14 protein-coding genes, 1 tRNA gene and 1 rRNA gene are annotated in these 16952 nt (G+C 32.4%); 10 read left to right on the top strand and 6 right to left on the bottom strand.

All coding sequences use genetic code 11. The annotated features are described in order from the left end of the window. Nucleotides 1–78 precede the first annotated feature (78 nt). The 6 genes from mnmE to rpmH form a co-directional block, all read right to left on the bottom strand. A complete protein-coding gene (gene mnmE / locus BUB90_RS09620) occupies nucleotides 79–1455 on the bottom strand; it encodes a tRNA uridine-5-carboxymethylaminomethyl(34) synthesis GTPase MnmE (protein ID WP_073286786.1) in 1377 nt (458 codons plus the stop codon). A gap of 147 nt (nucleotides 1456–1602) precedes the next feature. Further along, nucleotides 1603–2361: an RNA-binding cell elongation regulator Jag/EloR gene (gene jag, locus BUB90_RS09615; protein WP_073286783.1), complete on the bottom strand. Its 759-nt coding sequence runs from the start codon at nucleotides 2359–2361 to the stop codon at nucleotides 1603–1605. A gap of 2 nt (nucleotides 2362–2363) precedes the next feature. Next, nucleotides 2364–3623 (bottom strand): YidC/Oxa1 family membrane protein insertase, encoded by a 1260-nt coding sequence (locus BUB90_RS09610; RefSeq protein WP_073286779.1) that lies wholly within the window; start codon nucleotides 3621–3623, stop codon nucleotides 2364–2366. A 19-nt stretch (nucleotides 3624–3642) separates the two neighbouring features. Continuing rightward, nucleotides 3643–3855: a membrane protein insertion efficiency factor YidD gene (yidD, locus tag BUB90_RS09605; protein ID WP_073286775.1), complete on the bottom strand. Its 213-nt coding sequence runs from the start codon at nucleotides 3853–3855 to the stop codon at nucleotides 3643–3645. Next, nucleotides 3855–4202, bottom strand: coding sequence for a ribonuclease P protein component (gene rnpA / locus BUB90_RS09600; protein ID WP_073286772.1), 348 nt, complete (start codon nucleotides 4200–4202; stop codon nucleotides 3855–3857). The genes yidD and rnpA overlap by 1 nt, the downstream gene beginning before the upstream one ends. Before the next feature lie 98 nt (nucleotides 4203–4300). Next, nucleotides 4301–4435 carry a 50S ribosomal protein L34 gene (rpmH, locus tag BUB90_RS09595; RefSeq protein WP_073286769.1) on the bottom strand — a complete coding sequence of 45 codons (135 nt, stop codon included), beginning with the start codon at nucleotides 4433–4435 and terminating at the stop codon, nucleotides 4301–4303. Between the two features lie 620 nt (nucleotides 4436–5055). On the opposite strand from rpmH, the gene dnaA reads away from it, so the two are divergent. The 10 genes from dnaA to BUB90_RS09545 all read left to right on the top strand — a co-directional run. Beyond that, nucleotides 5056–6420 carry a chromosomal replication initiator protein DnaA gene (gene dnaA, locus BUB90_RS09590; protein WP_073286766.1) on the top strand — a complete coding sequence of 455 codons (1365 nt, stop codon included), beginning with the start codon at nucleotides 5056–5058 and terminating at the stop codon, nucleotides 6418–6420. Between the two features lie 259 nt (nucleotides 6421–6679). Beyond that, entirely contained in the window at nucleotides 6680–7789 is a 1110-nt protein-coding gene (dnaN, locus tag BUB90_RS09585; RefSeq protein WP_073286763.1) for a DNA polymerase III subunit beta, read from the top strand. A 93-nt stretch (nucleotides 7790–7882) separates the two neighbouring features. After that, complete coding sequence (locus BUB90_RS09580; protein WP_073286760.1) at nucleotides 7883–8092, top strand: RNA-binding S4 domain-containing protein; 210 nt, start codon at nucleotides 7883–7885, stop codon at nucleotides 8090–8092. Nucleotides 8093–8103: 11 nt separating this feature from the next. Then, complete coding sequence (recF, locus tag BUB90_RS09575; protein ID WP_073286756.1) at nucleotides 8104–9192, top strand: DNA replication/repair protein RecF; 1089 nt, start codon at nucleotides 8104–8106, stop codon at nucleotides 9190–9192. Nucleotides 9193–9263: 71 nt separating this feature from the next. Further along, nucleotides 9264–11174, top strand: a complete 1911-nt coding sequence (gene gyrB / locus BUB90_RS09570; protein ID WP_073287449.1) for a DNA topoisomerase (ATP-hydrolyzing) subunit B — start codon at nucleotides 9264–9266, stop codon at nucleotides 11172–11174. Nucleotides 11175–11234: 60 nt separating this feature from the next. After that, nucleotides 11235–13853, top strand: a complete 2619-nt coding sequence (gyrA, locus tag BUB90_RS09565) for a DNA gyrase subunit A (protein ID WP_073286751.1) — start codon at nucleotides 11235–11237, stop codon at nucleotides 13851–13853. 451 nt (nucleotides 13854–14304) lie between these two features. Next, nucleotides 14305–15147: a fumarate hydratase gene (locus BUB90_RS09560; RefSeq protein WP_073287446.1), complete on the top strand. Its 843-nt coding sequence runs from the start codon at nucleotides 14305–14307 to the stop codon at nucleotides 15145–15147. A gap of 258 nt (nucleotides 15148–15405) precedes the next feature. Beyond that, nucleotides 15406–15954: a Fe-S-containing hydro-lyase gene (locus BUB90_RS09555; protein WP_073287443.1), complete on the top strand. Its 549-nt coding sequence runs from the start codon at nucleotides 15406–15408 to the stop codon at nucleotides 15952–15954. A gap of 294 nt (nucleotides 15955–16248) precedes the next feature. Further along, a tRNA-Ser gene (locus BUB90_RS09550) sits at nucleotides 16249–16336 on the top strand. Nucleotides 16337–16661: 325 nt separating this feature from the next. After that, nucleotides 16662–16952: ribosomal RNA gene (locus BUB90_RS09545) — 16S ribosomal RNA — on the top strand; the annotation flags it as partial.

The following is a 16952-nucleotide window of genomic DNA, read 5'->3' as shown; positions in this document are numbered from 1 at the left end:
CTTTCTTTGTTGACCATCCAATGACAACAGCCACTAGACAATCTATCTACTACATTTACTTGTTATTCGAATATAAATCTATTTCCCCATACAAAACTCTTTAAATATCGTATTAACTAGATCATCATCAACCATTTCCCCGATAATGTAACCTAATGAATTATACGCACTCATTAAATCTATTGAGTAGAAATCTTCTGGCATACCATCCATAATACTTTGCTTTACTTGCTCTAAACTTTCTTTTGCTTCGACTATTGCCGATTTATGTCTTATATTAGTTAGATATACTTCATCATTGAAGTTTAGTTTTCCTTCATAAAACAAATCTTTAATTAAAGTTTCAAATTCCTCAATACCAGTACCCTCTAGAGCAGATATCTTAACCACTTTTTTTCCTGTTAGAGACTCTATTTGTTCCGCAGTAATCTTTGGTTTTAGATCTGACTTATTCAACAACACAACACATTTTATATCTTTTATCATCTCAATAATGTCATAATCATTTTGATCCAAATCTCTTGAACCATCCACAACATAGATAACCAAGTCTGCTTTTTCTGCATTCTCTTTTGCTTTCTTAACACCAATCTCTTCTATTATGTCATCTGTATCACGAATTCCTGCAGTATCCACAATATTAAGTGTAATACCATGTATATTAATAGTTTCTTCTAACGTATCTCTTGTTGTTCCAGCAATATCAGTTACAATTGCTCTATCTTCGCCTAATAATATATTCATAAGGGAGGATTTTCCTGCATTTGGTTTTCCTACTATTACTGTTTTAATACCTTCACGAAGTAAACGTCCATTATCCGCTGATTCTAACAATTTATCTAATATTGCTAGATTACAATCTACATTCATTAACAATGTTTCTGAGAAATTACCAATCTCAATGTGTTCTGGATCATCAAGCGCGGCCTCTATAAAGGCTACATCGTGAATCACATTATCTCTTATATCTTTTATTCTATTTAAAATATTCCCTTTCAGTTGACTCATTGAGCTGCTAAGAGCATATTCATTTTTCGCATTAATAACATCTATTACCGCTTCTGCTTGTGATAGATCTATTCTTCCATTAACAAAGGCTCTTTTTGTAAATTCACCAGGCTCCGCTACTCTCGCACCATACTTAATTACAGTTTCTAATATCTTCTTTGTTACTACCACTCCACCATGGCAATCTATCTCTACTACATCTTCTCTTGTATACGTATTTGGTCCTTTCATTACCAAGACCATAACTTCATCTATTGTCTGTTCACCATCCAAAATATAACCATAGTGAACTGTATGACTTGCTACTTCTGATAATTTTTTGTTTTTTTTTGGAGAATAATAAATTTTATCTATTATTTCTAATGCTTCATCACCGCTCATTCTAACTATGCTAATACCAGCATTCGTCATTCCTGTAGCAATTGCAGCGATTGTATCTGTTTTCAATGTTTTACACATTCCTTTCTAATTCAATAATAGGGTTACCTACTAAGAAACTCAATTAAAACCTGTTATACAAAATAGTTACATAATAGGGGCTGTCGCAAAATTTAAATTGTAAACTTAAATGACTTTTGCTACAGCCCCATATTTCTATTCTTCTGTTACAGTAACTGTAGAAGCAGTTCTAGCCCCGTAGTTTTTGCTGTAATCTTTTTTATAATCTTTCTTGTAATCCTTTTTGTAACTATACTCTTTATTATAGCTACCTTTATACTCTTTAGTATACTTCTTAAGAGTAATAACTACTCTTCTGTATGGCTCTTCCCCTTCACTATGAGTCTCTACATACTTATCATTTTGAAGGGCGGAGTGAATAATTCTTCTTTCAAATGGATTCATAGGTTCAAGGGATACAGAATGTTTCGTTCTCTTGACTTTATATGCAATGTTTTTAGCAAGATTTTCGAGTGTTTCTTTTCTTCTTTCACGATAATTCTCTGTATCAACTTTAACTTTAAGATAGCTAGTGCTCTCTTTGTTAACGACAAGACTTACTAGATATTGCAAAGAATCTAATGTTTGTCCTCTTTTTCCTATAAGAACACCCATATCATCTCCACTTAAATCAATATTAACATAACCTTCTTCTTTGTTATAATCAACTTTTATCTCAACAATCAAATTCATTGATCCAAACACTTTTTTCAAAAAGTCTATAGCAACACCTTCAATAGTTTTCTTGCTACGAACTCTAATTTTAGCAGGTTTACTAAATAGACCTAAGATTCCGTTAGATTCTTTTTCAAGTACTTCATATTCAACATTATCACTTGAAGTTCCAAGTTTAATTAACGCTTCAGTCAATGCTTCATTAACATTTTTTGCTTTAACCTCAATCCATTCATTCATGATTACTTGTCCCCCTTACCTGAGCTATTCATACCTTTCAACAAATTTGCCTTCTCAGCAATACTACCTGCTTTGTAGTTTGTATTACTCTTTGTACTAACTGTATCTTCTTTTGTATTATTATTGTTATTACTCACATTAGAATTAGCCTTGTTTTTAATACTATTTTTAGTAGTAGTAGTATAAGCCCCTGCTTTGTCACCAATAGATTTTGTCTGTTTTTTAGCCAATTCTTCTAATGACTTTTCATAATCAACATGTTTTTTCTTCTTCTTAGCTTTTTCAACACTTTTTTCAACTAACTCATCAATGTTAACCTTTTCAAAATGTTTATTTATAGCAAATTGTTGAAGTATTTGGAACACAGCGCCAGCTACCCAGTATATACCGATACCAATTGGCAATGTTAAACATATAAATCCTGAAAATAGTGGCATGAAGTTATTCATTGCCTTCATACTAGCAGCTCCAGGAGCATTTTTATCCATACCATTTGCTGCTGTCATTTGTTTTGTTGAATACCATTGTGTTACGACTGCAAGAATTGGAACGATAAGACCTGGCCACATTTTAGAAACAGGTGTATCTGCAATGTTTAATCCACCAATCAGTGAGTTAATATGAATTATTTTATCTGAATTGGTAGTTATAAGATCACTTAGCGTAGGGAATTGGTTTGCTAAATCAGCCCAATTACCAGTATTGAATTTTGCTAATACGTCGATAATTGTATTAACACTACTGTCTGCTGAAAGACCCGTTGCATTAAAACTATCAGCAAAAACTGCCCCAAAGTTTGGAATACTTTGTAAACCAAGCGCGATTTGCTCATACAATGATCTAATATCACCAATATACGCTGGAATTCTATAAATAACTTGGTATAAAGCAAATAAAATTGGTAAAGTAATTAACATAGGAAGACAACCACTTGTTGGATTCGCACCGTATTTTTGATATACAGCTTGTGTCTCAAGTTGTTGCTTTCTCATGGAAACTTCATCACGTTTTCCTTTATACTTTTCTTGTATTTTCATTAATTCTGGGTTCATCTTTGATGAAATCTTAGTAAACTTCTGTTGTTTGATTGTTAAAGGAAACATTGAAGATTTTACTAAAAACGTAAATAAAATAATACAAAGTGCTGCATTTTCAATACCAAACATACTTAAGAATTCATAAATTACATTTAAAATCCATCCAAGTAAACTTGCTATAGGCCCTAATGGACCGCCACTTTGCGTTAAAAATAAGTTTGTCAATTATTATTCCTCCTCATTATTAAGGAACCGGATCATAACCACCCTTTGCAAACGGGTGGCACCTTAATACTCTTCTAACTGCAAGATATGTTCCTTTAATTGCTCCATACTTTTGTAGTGCTTCCATTGCATACAAAGAGCAGGTAGGCGTATAAATACAAGTAGGCCTTCCTTTTAAGGGTGAAATATACTTTCTATATACTTTTATAAGAAATATTAAAATTAGTTTCACTACTCACTCATCTCTTTTACGATTTTATGAAGTTTGCACAAATGCAAAACTGCGCTACTTATTTCCTGATAATTTCTTCCCTTTGCTCCCGCTCTACCAATTACCACTATGTCTAAACCACTATTAAACATATAATCATTTAATCGAAAACTTTCTCTGATCAGTCTTGTTACACGATGTCTAACAACACTATTACCTACTTTTTTACTAACCGATATTCCTAATCGTAATGTATCTAAATCGTTTTTTACTATATACATAACTAAATATTTATTAGCAAACGATCTTCCATTCTTATACACATTCTGAAAATCTCTATTACTTCTCAATGATTCTGACAATTTCAAAATCCCCTATTAACAATAATATGATATTGCACTCTAAATACCCTAAGAGCAGCCCCTAAAGAGCCGTTCATAGAGAAAAAAGGTCACAATACTGCGACCTATGCTGATAATTTATGTCTTCCTTTTGCTCTTCTGCTAGCAATAACTTTTCTTCCGTTAGAAGTACTCATTCTTTTTCTGAAACCATGAACTTTGGCTCTTGATCTCTTTTTTGGTTGGAATGTCATTTTCATTACAAAACACCTCCTTAGTTATACCCAACTGTTTATAGTAAGCGTATTTATTCTATTATAAGTTAAATTACAATATCACGTTTATTATATTAGCAATGATTCATTCCGTCAAGTATTATTTACAAATTTATTAATCAACTACTTCCTATATATCGCTGTTCCCAGATATTAGTTCGTTCATTTATTTTATTATAATAGAGAACATTTCTATATTTTTATGGTTGGTTTATTAATAAACATCTATTTGGATGGTTTGTGATTGATTTGTGGAAAAATCGGTTAGAATACTATATCCACACTAACCATCCAAAAAGTTATCAACAATTTGTGGATAACTTGTGGATAACTTTTTGATTTTTAGTTAATTATTTAAATAATATGAATAAAAACACTTAAATTACAATATTTCACGTGGATGTTTATAATTTTAATTTATTATACACATGGATGTTAATTCTTTTGGATGGTCCGTGGATAATTCGTGAAATTTGGATGCTAGAAGACTATATTACCAAAGTTTGTCCACAACATCAACACATTTTGTATAGTTAGCCATTGAAAATTTAACAATCTTGTTATAATATATAGTTATATGAAAATTTATAATTAGGGGGATTATGATGAAAAACATAATTCAAGGAAAATGGGACGAGATTTTAATGTCTGTTAAGATCACACACGATATAACAGATGTTTCATTTCGTACTTGGTTAGCACCTTTAAAAGTATATGACGTAGAAGATAATTTAATTACTATATTAAGTAATCCTGATTTAGGGAAAGACGGAGTTAGTTTTATCAGTAAGAAATATGGTATACCAATTAAAGTTGCTATTGAAGAAATTACAGGTAAAAACTACGAAATCTCAATTGTTCTTCCTGATGAAGCCAAGGAAATATCTAAAAAAGAAAATAGTAACCAAGGAAACTCCGCACAAAAAAACAAATATCCCTTTCTAAATCCACGTTATACTTTTGATACTTTTGTTGTAGGTACTAATAACAATCTTGCTCATGCTGCATCATTAGCAGTAGCAGAATCCCCTGCTGAAGTATACAATCCTCTATTTATATATGGAGGCGTTGGACTAGGAAAGACCCATTTAATGCACTCAATTGCTCACTTTATATTAGAACATAATCCTTCAAGTAAGGTTTTATATGTTACTAGTGAGACTTTTACGAATGAACTTATTGATGCAATCCGTAATAGAAGTGAGAACTCATCAACTGCTGAGTTTCGTGAAAAATACCGTAATATAGATGTATTACTCATTGACGATATTCAGTTTATTATAGGTAAAGAAAGTACTCAGGAAGAGTTTTTCCATACATTTAATACGCTGCATGAGTCAAAGAAACAAATTATCATATCTTCCGATAAGCCACCAAAAGATATTGAAACTCTAGAAGAACGTCTTCGTTCTCGTTTTGAATGGGGTCTTACAGTTGATATTCAATCACCTGATTATGAGACTCGAATGGCTATTTTAAAAAAGAAGGAAGAGTTAGATGGTCTACAAATTGATAATGAGGTAATGAAATATATTGCAACCAACATTAAATCAAATATTCGTGAATTAGAAGGCGCACTTACTAAGATTGTAGCCTTTTCTCGACTAGAGAAAAAAGATGTAACGGTAGAGTTAGCAGAAAAAGTATTAAAAGACTTAATTTCTCCTAACAATAAGAAAGAAATAACAGTGGATTTAATCGTTGAGATGACATCTGAACACTTTAATATAGCTCAATCAGATCTCTACTCAACTAAGAAGAGTAAGAATATATCATACCCTAGACAGATTTGTATGTACCTATCTAGAAAACTTACCGAATTATCACTTTCTGATATTGGTAAGAAACTTGGTAATCGTGATCATACAACCGTTTTACATGGAATTGATAAGATTACAAAAGAACTTGAAAATGATTCTACACTTCAAAATACTATAGAAGTTTTAAGTAAAAAGATTAATCCTCAATAACCTTTTAAGTTATTCACAATTTATTGTTAATAACCTGTTATTTTTGTGTGTATTATTTTTGCACGGATTAATCCATGTTAATAACTTCACTTTTATACTCAATATTAAAATGGGTTATTAACACGGTTGTTATGTTCGCAAAGTGGCTCGTATATCACCTAAATAGCACTTATCAACAAATTAACAGCCCCTATTACTAATACTACTAAATATATTATATATATATCTGCATTTTATCCTGAAGGGAGTTATACACAAAATGAAAATTGTTTGTTCAAAAAGTGATTTACTAAATGGAGTACAAATTGCCTTAAAAGCAGTATCGGCTAAATCTACAATGCCAATTCTTGAGTGTATTGTTATTGAAGTTACAAGCAATCAAATAAAATTAATTTCTAACGATATGGAATTAGGTATTGAAACAATTATTAATGGTGAAATAGTTGAAGAAGGGGTTATTGCAATTAATGCTAAGATTTTCTCTGAGATTGTACGTAAACTACCAGAGAATGATGTAACCATCCAAACAGATGATAACTTCAAAGCAACTATTACTTGTGAAAAGTCTAAGTTTGAGATTTTAGGTAAAACATCAGAAGAGTTTCCTAGTTTACCTACCATTACCAAAAACAAACCAATTATATTATCTCAATTTTCATTAAAAGAAGTAATACGACAAACGGTATTCTCTATAGCTGATAATGAAAGCAATAAAATAATGACAGGTGAACTATTTGAAATTGAAAAAAATGAATTAAGGGTCGTATCTTTGGATGGTCATAGAATATCGATTAGAAAGATTCAGTTAAATCAAGAATATGAGGATACTAAGGTAATAGTACCGGGAAAAACTCTTATTGAAATTAGTAAAATATTATCAGGTGAAGTTTCTGATGAATTACAAATATATACATCAGATAAACATATATTATTTGAATTTGATAAGACAACTGTATTATCACGACTTATAGAAGGTGAATTTTTCAAAATTGACCAAATGCTATCAAATGATTATGAAACCAAAGTTACTATTAACAAAAAAGAATTTTTAAATTGTATTGATCGTGCAACTTTATTAGTGAAAGAATCTGAGAAGAAACCAATCATTGTTAACATTACAGATTCTGACTTAGAATTAAAGATTAACTCTTCAATTGGTTCCATGAATGAAGAAATCGATATTCGTAAAGAAGGTAAAGATATTCTTATAGGATTTAATCCTAAATTTTTAATTGATGCATTACGTGTTATTGATGATGAAGAAGTTGACATTTATCTATTTAATCCTAAAGCACCATGTTTTATTCGTGATAAAGAAGAAAATTACGTATATTTAATATTACCAGTTAACTTTAGTGGAGCTGTATAAGCTAGGAGAAAAGATTGAAAAAACAATGTTTTCTCAATAGGAGATTTGTGATTGGCACAAATTTTCCCTTCTTTAGAAAGGAGCATTTTTATAATGCAAGCAATTAAATTAAGAGAAGATTATATTAAATTAGGACAAGCATTAAAAGCAGGTGGATTAGTTGATTCTGGCGTAGATGCCAAATTCGTTATTCAAGATGGTCTTGTAAAAGTGAATCAGGAAGTAGAGTACCAACGTGGTAAAAAATTAGTTCATGGTGACATTGTCGAATACAATGGAGAAAAAATTAAGATTGAGAAATAGTTGGTGTAATTATGTTTGTTAAGTCGCTTGAGTTAAGTAATTTTAGAAATTATAATACGTTATCAATGAATTTTAAGAATGGTACAAACATATTGTATGGAGATAATGCACAGGGAAAAACCAATATACTTGAAGCTGTCTATTTAGCTGGTACGACAAAATCACACAAGGGAAGTAAGGATAAAGATATGATTCAGTTAAATCAGGAAGAATCTCATATTCGTATGTTTATTGAGAAAAATCTGATTGTACATCGAATTGATATGCATTTGAAAAAGAATAAACCCAAAGGCGTAGCAATCGATGGGATTCCAATTAGGAAGTCTAGTGAACTCTTTGGACTTATTAACCTTGTATTTTTCTCTCCAGAAGATTTAAGTATAATTAAAAACGGACCAAGTGATCGTAGAAGATTTATTGATTTTGAATTATGTCAGTTAGATAAACTATACCTTTCGGATTTGACAAATTACAACAAAATTATTAACCAACGTAATAATTTATTAAAGCAAATAGGTTTCAAACCTGAATTAATGGAAACACTAAGTGTATGGGATATACAACTTTGTGAGTTCGGTAGACGTATAATTAAACGTAGAACGCAATTTATACTGGAGCTAAATGAGATTGTATACGGTATACATAAGAGATTATCAGGTGGTAAGGAAGAATTAGTAATAAAATATGAACCTAATGTTCTTTCTGAAGATATGGAAGCAAAAGTAGAAAAACAAAGAGAAAAGGATGTATTTTATAAGCAGACAAGCATCGGACCTCATAGGGATGACATTTGTTTTACCATAAAGGATATAGATATTCGTAAATTTGGTTCCCAAGGGCAGCAGAGAACATCAGCACTTTCATTAAAACTTGCTGAAATTGAGCTGGTTAGGCAAACTATAAAAGATGAACCGATATTACTGTTAGATGATGTGTTATCGGAACTTGACCGTAATCGACAAAATTACTTGTTGAACAGCATTGAAGGTATCCAAACGATGATTACTTGTACAGGTTTGGAAGAGTTTGTAACCAACCGATTTCATATAGATAAATTGTACCGAGTAGTAGAAGGAAGTGTAACTTTGGAAAATGAATAGTAAAATCAAGTTTATCAGTAATACTTAATTAATAATAGGATAAAATTAGGAGGAAAGTTATGAGTACAGAAATGGGTACAGAATACGGCGCTAATCAGATACAGATTCTCGAAGGCTTAGAAGCTGTAAGAAAAAGACCAGGTATGTATATTGGTAGTACATCATCAAAAGGCTTACACCATCTTGTGTATGAAATTGTAGATAATGCAGTTGATGAAGCACTTGGCGGTTTTTGTGATACAATTGATGTAACAATTAACCAAGATAATTCAATTACCGTTAAGGATAATGGTAGAGGTATTCCAATTGGCATCCATCCTAAAAAGGGAATTCCTGCAGTTGAAGTTGTATTTACCATTCTTCATGCTGGCGGTAAATTCGGTGGTGGAGGATACAAGGTATCAGGAGGTTTACACGGAGTTGGTGCTTCTGTAGTAAATGCGTTATCTGAGTGGCTTGAAGTAAATATCTACACAGAAGGAAAGATATACAATCAACGTTATGAACGTGGTAAAGTTATGCATCCTTTAAAAGTAGTAGGAGAAACAGACCAAACTGGTACTACTGTAACTTTCCTTCCTGACAAAGATATCTTTGAAGAGACTGTTTATGATTATGAAGTACTAAAACAAAGACTTAGAGAAATGGCTTTCTTAACGAAAAATCTTAAAATTATACTAAGAGATGACCGTGAAGAAGAACAAATAGTAAGAGAGTTTCATTACGAAGGCGGTATAAAAGAATACGTACAGTATTTAAATAGCCATAAAGATTGTTTATATGAAAACATTTTATATTGTGAAGGAAAAAAAGATGATGTTTATGTTGAAGTTGCAATGCAACATAATAATTCTTATACAGAAAACTGTTATAGTTTCGTAAATAATATCACAACTCCAGAAGGTGGTACTCATCTTGCTGGGTTTAAGAATGCTCTGACAAAAACCTTTAATGATTATGCTAGGAAACAAAAATTCTTAAAGGATAACGAAGTTAATTTATCTGGTGAAGATATACGTGAAGGTTTGACAGCTATTATTAGTATTAAAATTGGAGATCCTCAATTTGAAGGACAGACTAAGCAAAAACTTGGTAATAGTGAAGCAAGAGGAGCGGTTGACACTGTAGTTAGTGAACAGCTTACCTACTTCTTAGAACAAAATCCAGCAGTAGCAAAGATTATCTGTGAAAAGGCAATTCTTGCACAACGTGCTAGAGATGCAGCGAGAAAGGCAAGAGACTTAACTCGTAGAAAAACAGCCCTAGAAGGAATGAGTCTTCCTGGTAAATTAGCAGATTGTTCAGACAAAGATCCTAAGAACTGTGAAATATACATTGTAGAAGGTGATTCCGCTGGTGGCTCTGCCAAGACAGCAAGATCACGTGCTACACAGGCTATTCTACCACTAAGAGGTAAGATTCTTAATGTTGAGAAGTCACGTCTTGATAAGATTTTGGTTAACAATGAAATTAAAGCAATGATTACAGCATTTGGTACAGGCATATCAGATGATTTTGATATTAGTAAATTACGTTATCATAAAATTATTATTATGACAGATGCCGATGTTGATGGTGCTCACATTAGTACTTTATTGTTAACATTCTTATACCGTTTTATGCCTGAATTAATAAAACAAGGATACGTATATTTAGCGCAACCACCTTTATATAAAGTTGAGAAAAACAAACAAGTACGTTATGCGTATAGCGATGAAGAATTAAATAACATATTAGTTGAAATTGGTCGTGATACAAACAATAAGATTCAACGTTATAAAGGTCTTGGTGAAATGGATGCCGAACAATTATGGGAAACAACCATGGATCCACAAAGACGTGTATTATTACGCGTAACAATAGATGAAGAAACTTCTTCTGAGATAGATTTAACATTTACTACGCTTATGGGTGATAAAGTTGAACCAAGAAGAGAATTTATTGAAGCGAATGCTAAATATGTTAAGAATCTAGATGTTTAGTTAAAAAAGTAACAATATTTATAATAACTTCGTTAAAAATATAACTATGGAGGAAATAAAATGGACGAACATATCTTTGATAAAGTTCATGAGGTTGATCTGAAAAAGACCATGGAAACGTCATATATTGACTATGCCATGTCTGTAATCGCGGCCAGAGCTTTACCTGACGTTAGGGACGGTTTAAAGCCTGTACAAAGAAGAATTCTCTATGCCATGATCGAACTTAACAACGGTCCGGACAAACCACATCGTAAATGTGCCCGTATCGTCGGCGATACAATGGGTAAATATCATCCACATGGCGATAGTTCAATATATGGTGCTTTGGTTAATTTAGCACAGGAGTGGTCTACAAGATATCCATTAGTAGATGGACATGGTAACTTCGGTTCTGTCGATGGTGATGGGGCAGCAGCTATGCGTTATACAGAAGCACGATTAAGCAAGATATCAATGGAGATGCTTTCTGATATTAACAAGAATACAGTAGATTTCATACCAAACTTTGATGAGACAGAAAAAGAACCAGTTGTATTGCCAGCAAGATTTCCTAGTCTTTTGGTAAATGGAGCATCAGGTATAGCAGTAGGTATGGCAACGAATATTCCACCTCATAACTTAAATGAGATTATTAATGCTGTTATTAAGTTAATTGATAATCGTGTAGAGGAAGATCGAGAGACTTCAATTGAAGAGTTACTTCAAATCGTAAAAGGTCCAGACTTTCCTACCGGTGCAACCATCCTAGGCACAAGAGCAATTGACGAAGCATATCGTACCGGTAGAGGTAAGATACGTGTACGCGCTGTAACGGATATTGAACCAATGCAGAATGGTAAAAATCGTATTGTAGTTACAGAATTACCATATATGGTTAATAAGGCAAGATTAGTTGAGAAAATAGCAGAACTTGTACGCGATAAGAAAATTGACGGAATTACAGAACTACGAGATGAATCTGACCGTACAGGTATGAGAATCTGTATTGAACTACGAAGAGATGTAAATGCTAATGTATTATTAAATCAATTATATAAGCATACGCAATTACAGGAAACATTTGGTGTCATCATGTTAGCACTTGTAAATAATGAGCCAAAAGTTCTCAATTTACATGAAATGTTAAAACATTATTTACATCATCAAGAGGAAGTAGTAACTCGTCGTACACAATACGATTTAAACAAAGCACAGGAAAGAGCTCATATCTTAGAAGGTTTAATGGTAGCTCTTGATAATATTGATGAAGTAATTCATATTATACGTTCTTCAAACAACGTAGGAATTGCAAAAGAACGTTTAACCGAACGTTTTGGACTATCTGAAGTTCAAGCGCAAGCAATTGTTGATATGAGACTTCGTGCTCTTACTGGTTTAGAAAGAGAAAAACTTGAGAACGAATATAAGGAGTTAGAAACAAAAATTGCGGAATACAAAGCAATATTAGCTGATATTAAGAAACTTCTTACTGTGATCAAAGAGGAGTTAATTGTTATCCGTGATAAGTATGGTGATGATCGTAGAACATCAATTGGATTTGATGAATACGACATATCCATGGAAGACCTTATCCCAAAAGAGAATACTGTAATTGCAATAACCCGCCTTGGCTACATAAAGAGAATGACTGTAGATAATTTCAAGAGTCAACATCGAGGTGGCAAGGGTATAAAGGGTATGCAGACAATAGAAGAGGATTTCATAGAAGATTTATTAATGACGACTACACACCACTATATTATGTTCTTTACTAATAAGGGTCGTGTATATCGTTTGAAAGCATATGAAATTCCAGAATCAAGTAGAACTGCTAGAGGTACCGCTATTGTTAACTTATTGCAGTTACTACCAGAAGAAAGAATTACAGCAATTATTCCATTACGCGAGTATAAGAATAACACATACTTGTTCATGGCAACTAAGAAAGGTATTGTTAAGAAAACTCCTATTAAGGAATATGAAAATATTAGAAAGTCTGGTTTACAAGCAATTAATTTACGTGAAGATGATGAATTAATTGAAGTTAAATCAACCAATAGACAGAAAGATATTATCTTAGTAACTAAGAATGGTATCTGTATAAGATTTAATGAAGAAGATGTTAGACCTACTGGTAGAACATCCATGGGTGTTATTGGTATGAACTTATCTGATGATGACGAAATCGTTGGTATGCAATTGAATACCCAAGGTAAGTATCTATTATTCGTATCAGAATATGGTATGGGTAAACGTACGGACATGGATGAATTTACAGTACAACGTCGTGGTGGTAAAGGTGTTAAATGTTATAAAGTAACAGAAAAAACAGGTGAAGTAGTTGGTGTTAAAGCTGTTAATGATGACAATGAGATTATGATTATTACCACAGAAGGAATTATAATTCGTCTAATGGTAAGTGGTATTTCTGTTCTTGGAAGGATAACTTCAGGTGTTAAATTAATTGATATTGATGTAGATAAAGATATTAAAGTCGCAAGTTTTGCTAAGGTAAGAGAGAGTGACAACACAACGGAAGAAGATCTGTTAAAACAATTAGAAGAACAATTAGAAGAAGAATCTACGAATGATGAAATTATTATAGATTCAAATCAAGATTACGAAGAACTAGAAGAAGATTCCGAAGAAGAAAATTTTGAAAAAAATAATTCAGATGAGGTTAACTCAGAGGAATAAAATAACTATGCTTTAATATTTTATTAGAATAATTAAGGAGTAAATTGTATGGACCAATTAATGGTTATACAGTTTACTCCTTTTCTAATTCGTGAAAGAAGTTCCAGAATGTATGATTTATATCGTTTACTTGAGCCTAAATAAAAAGTATGATATATTACATTGTAGGAATTAGAATACTATTTAAGAATACATAAGAACATGGAAGAAAAAAAAGAATATTAAGGAAACATAAAAGAACATTTGAGCAATAAAGAGTTATTTAGCAAGAAAGAAAAGAGCGTGGACAAGAACTGTTAACGCTTATTTATCAGGATAGAGAGCTTGCTTAGTATATATAAAAAAAGAGTTGAAAGAGTTTTAAATATTATGAAAGGAACCATGCACTGCTTTCTTTCAACTTATTTATTAGCAGTATCATTGAAAAATTGTGATATGCATGGGTAAAAAGATGAGAGTTATTCATACAGATACAATTATAAGTAATATAAAAGAAATGTGTATTGAAGCAAATTATAACTTATCTAAGGATATGGAAAATGCTATTGTTAATGCCCCAGAAAAAGAAAAATCACCAATAGGGAAGCAAATTCTAGAACAATTACAAGCAAATATTAATATAGCTAGAGATGAATTAATACCGATTTGTCAAGATACTGGAATGGCTATTGTATTCATGAAGATAGGTCAAGATGTACATATTGAAGGTATGAATCTTGAAGATGCCATTAATGAAGGTATTAGACAGGGATATGAGGAGGGCTATTTAAGAAAGTCCGTAGTGAAAGATCCAATAATTCGTGAGAACACAAAAGATAATACCCCCGGAATAATACATTATGAAATAGTATCTGGTGAAAACATAGAAATTACAGTTGCTCCAAAAGGTTTTGGAAGTGAGAATATGAGCCGTGTATATATGTTGAAACCAGCAGATGGTATTGAAGGTGTTAAGGCAGCAGTTTTAGAAACGGTAAAATTAGCAGGTCCTAATGCATGTCCTCCAATGGTTGTTGGAGTTGGAATAGGAGGTAGTTTTGAAAAATGCACACTACTTGCAAAAAAAGCTTTAACACGCAACTTACAACAGAGATCTTCTATACCATATGTAAAAGAATTAGAAGAAGAATTGCTAGAGACCATTAATAAATTAGGTATTGGACCGGCAGGTCTTGGTGGAAGAATAACAGCGTTAGGAGTTAATGTTGAAACATATCCAACACACATAGCTGGTCTACCTGTTGCTATTAATATATGTTGCCATGTAAATAGACATTCCCATTGCATATTGTAAACAGCAAAGCGAAATATAGCAATGTAAAAGATAGTAACGTAATACAGTAGTGTAAGCTATAGTAGCGTATTCACTTTGTCCTTTTAATGAATTGTTAAGTAAGTATAATATGTATTTGGCATAGACGATTAGAGTTACTCTATTGGTATGATGCTTATAAGAAATTAAATATTATGAAAGGAGCCATGCATTGCGTTCATTCACTTTATTTATTTAAGAGGTATGACAAGCTTACTTGTGATATGCATGGGTATAAACATGAATAAAAATATAAAAGCCCCTTTATCCGAAGAAGTGGTGCGGTCATTAGAGGCTGGAGATTATGTATATATTACTGGAATTATATATACAGCAAGAGATGCAGCACATAAAAGGCTATATGATAGTATACTTAAAGGAGAAGAGATTCCGTTTGACTTAACAAACAATATTGTATATTATCTAGGACCTACTCCTGCAAGAGAGGGTAAGGTAATTGGTTCAGCAGGACCAACTACCAGCAGCAGAATGGATAAGTATGCGCCTTTACTAATGGAACAAGGTTTAAAAGGCATGATAGGTAAGGGAAAGAGAAACGAAGACGTGCTATCAGCTATAAAAGATAATACATGTGTTTATTTTGCTGCAGTTGGTGGTGCAGGAGCTATCTTATCCAAATGTATAAAGAAATCAGAAGTTATAGCTTATGATGATCTTGGAACAGAGGCAATTAGAAAACTAGAAGTTAAAGACTTTCCTGCAATAGTTGTTGTCGATTGTAAAGGTAATAACTTATACGAAGAGGCAGTAAGAGAATATTGTATATAGATAGTATATTGAGTAATAAGTCTTATTTTAGTTTTTAAAGTAAAGAGAAAAATAGGATAGTAAGAATAATATATTAAGTATTTGGTAAAGCTTTAACATGATAGAGAATATAAAATTAGTGCAAGAAAAAACATGAAAATTAATACTTAATTACGCATATATGCGCTTATTAAGTAAATAATTCAAAAAATTAAAAAAACTTTAAAAAAGACATTGACAAATGATTTGTACTCTGATATACTAATTCTTGCGTTCGACGCATTAAATTAAATAATGAACTGATAGTTCAGACAAGGAGAAATACTCAAGTGGCTGAAGAGGCGCCCCTGCTAAGGGTGTAGGTCGTTTGCGCGGCGCGAGGGTTCAAATCCCTCTTTCTCCGTTTTTAATTTACTAAGCGTCAGCAAAAACATTCAAAAAAAACTTAAAACTTTTAAAAAAAAGTGTTGACAAGTCAAAATGAATGTGATAAACTATTATTCGCTGACACGCCAAACGGCAGACAGCAGTAGAAAAAAAGAACTTTGATAATTGAATAATAAAACAACCCTGAAAATTCTAAACGTGTTCACAAGTTTAACTTGATAGAATACGAAAAAAGATTTTCAATAAGTATATGTACTTTTAGTACACAGTAATGTCGAAAGACAAAACGGAAACAAATAGCCAGTTTGGTTAGTTGATTCTGAACGAAGAGATCAAAATTTTAATTTGAGAGTTTGATCCTGGCTCAGGATGAACGCTGGCGGCGTGCTTAACACATGCAAGTCGAACGAAGCAACTATCTTGCTTGCAAGAGAGTTGGCTTAGTGGCGGACGGGTGAGTAACGCGTGGGTAACCTGCCTCATACAGGGGGATAACAGTTGGAAACGACTGCTAAGACCGCATAACCCGCTAGTGTCGCATGACACGGACGGAAAATATTTATAGGTATGAGATGGGCCCGCGTCTGATTAGCTAGTTGGTAAGGTAACGGCTTACCAAGGCGACGATCAGT

Source organism: Anaerosporobacter mobilis DSM 15930, from assembly GCF_900142955.1.
GTDB lineage: Bacteria > Bacillota > Clostridia > Lachnospirales > Lachnospiraceae > Anaerosporobacter > Anaerosporobacter mobilis.
Note: the sequence above shows the minus strand (reverse complement) of the source record. Positions and strands in the feature narration are given on the sequence as shown.

Bases quoted from the DNA above. Each gene is read 5' to 3' on its own strand.
- BUB90_RS09555 (WP_073287443.1), top strand. From the start codon at position 15,406: ATGAATAAAAATATAAAAGCCCCTTTATCCGAAGAAGTGGTGCGGTCA.
- recF (WP_073286756.1), top strand. From the start codon at position 8,104: ATGTTTGTTAAGTCGCTTGAGTTAAGTAATTTTAGAAATTATAATACG.
- rpmH (WP_073286769.1), bottom strand. From the start codon at position 4,435: ATGAAAATGACATTCCAACCAAAAAAGAGATCAAGAGCCAAAGTTCAT.
- BUB90_RS09580 (WP_073286760.1), top strand. From the start codon at position 7,883: ATGCAAGCAATTAAATTAAGAGAAGATTATATTAAATTAGGACAAGCA.
- BUB90_RS09560 (WP_073287446.1), top strand. From the start codon at position 14,305: ATGAGAGTTATTCATACAGATACAATTATAAGTAATATAAAAGAAATG.
- dnaA (WP_073286766.1), top strand. From the start codon at position 5,056: ATGAAAAACATAATTCAAGGAAAATGGGACGAGATTTTAATGTCTGTT.
- gyrB (WP_073287449.1), top strand. From the start codon at position 9,264: ATGGGTACAGAATACGGCGCTAATCAGATACAGATTCTCGAAGGCTTA.
- dnaN (WP_073286763.1), top strand. From the start codon at position 6,680: ATGAAAATTGTTTGTTCAAAAAGTGATTTACTAAATGGAGTACAAATT.
- gyrA (WP_073286751.1), top strand. From the start codon at position 11,235: ATGGACGAACATATCTTTGATAAAGTTCATGAGGTTGATCTGAAAAAG.
- jag (WP_073286783.1), bottom strand. From the start codon at position 2,361: ATGAATGAATGGATTGAGGTTAAAGCAAAAAATGTTAATGAAGCATTG.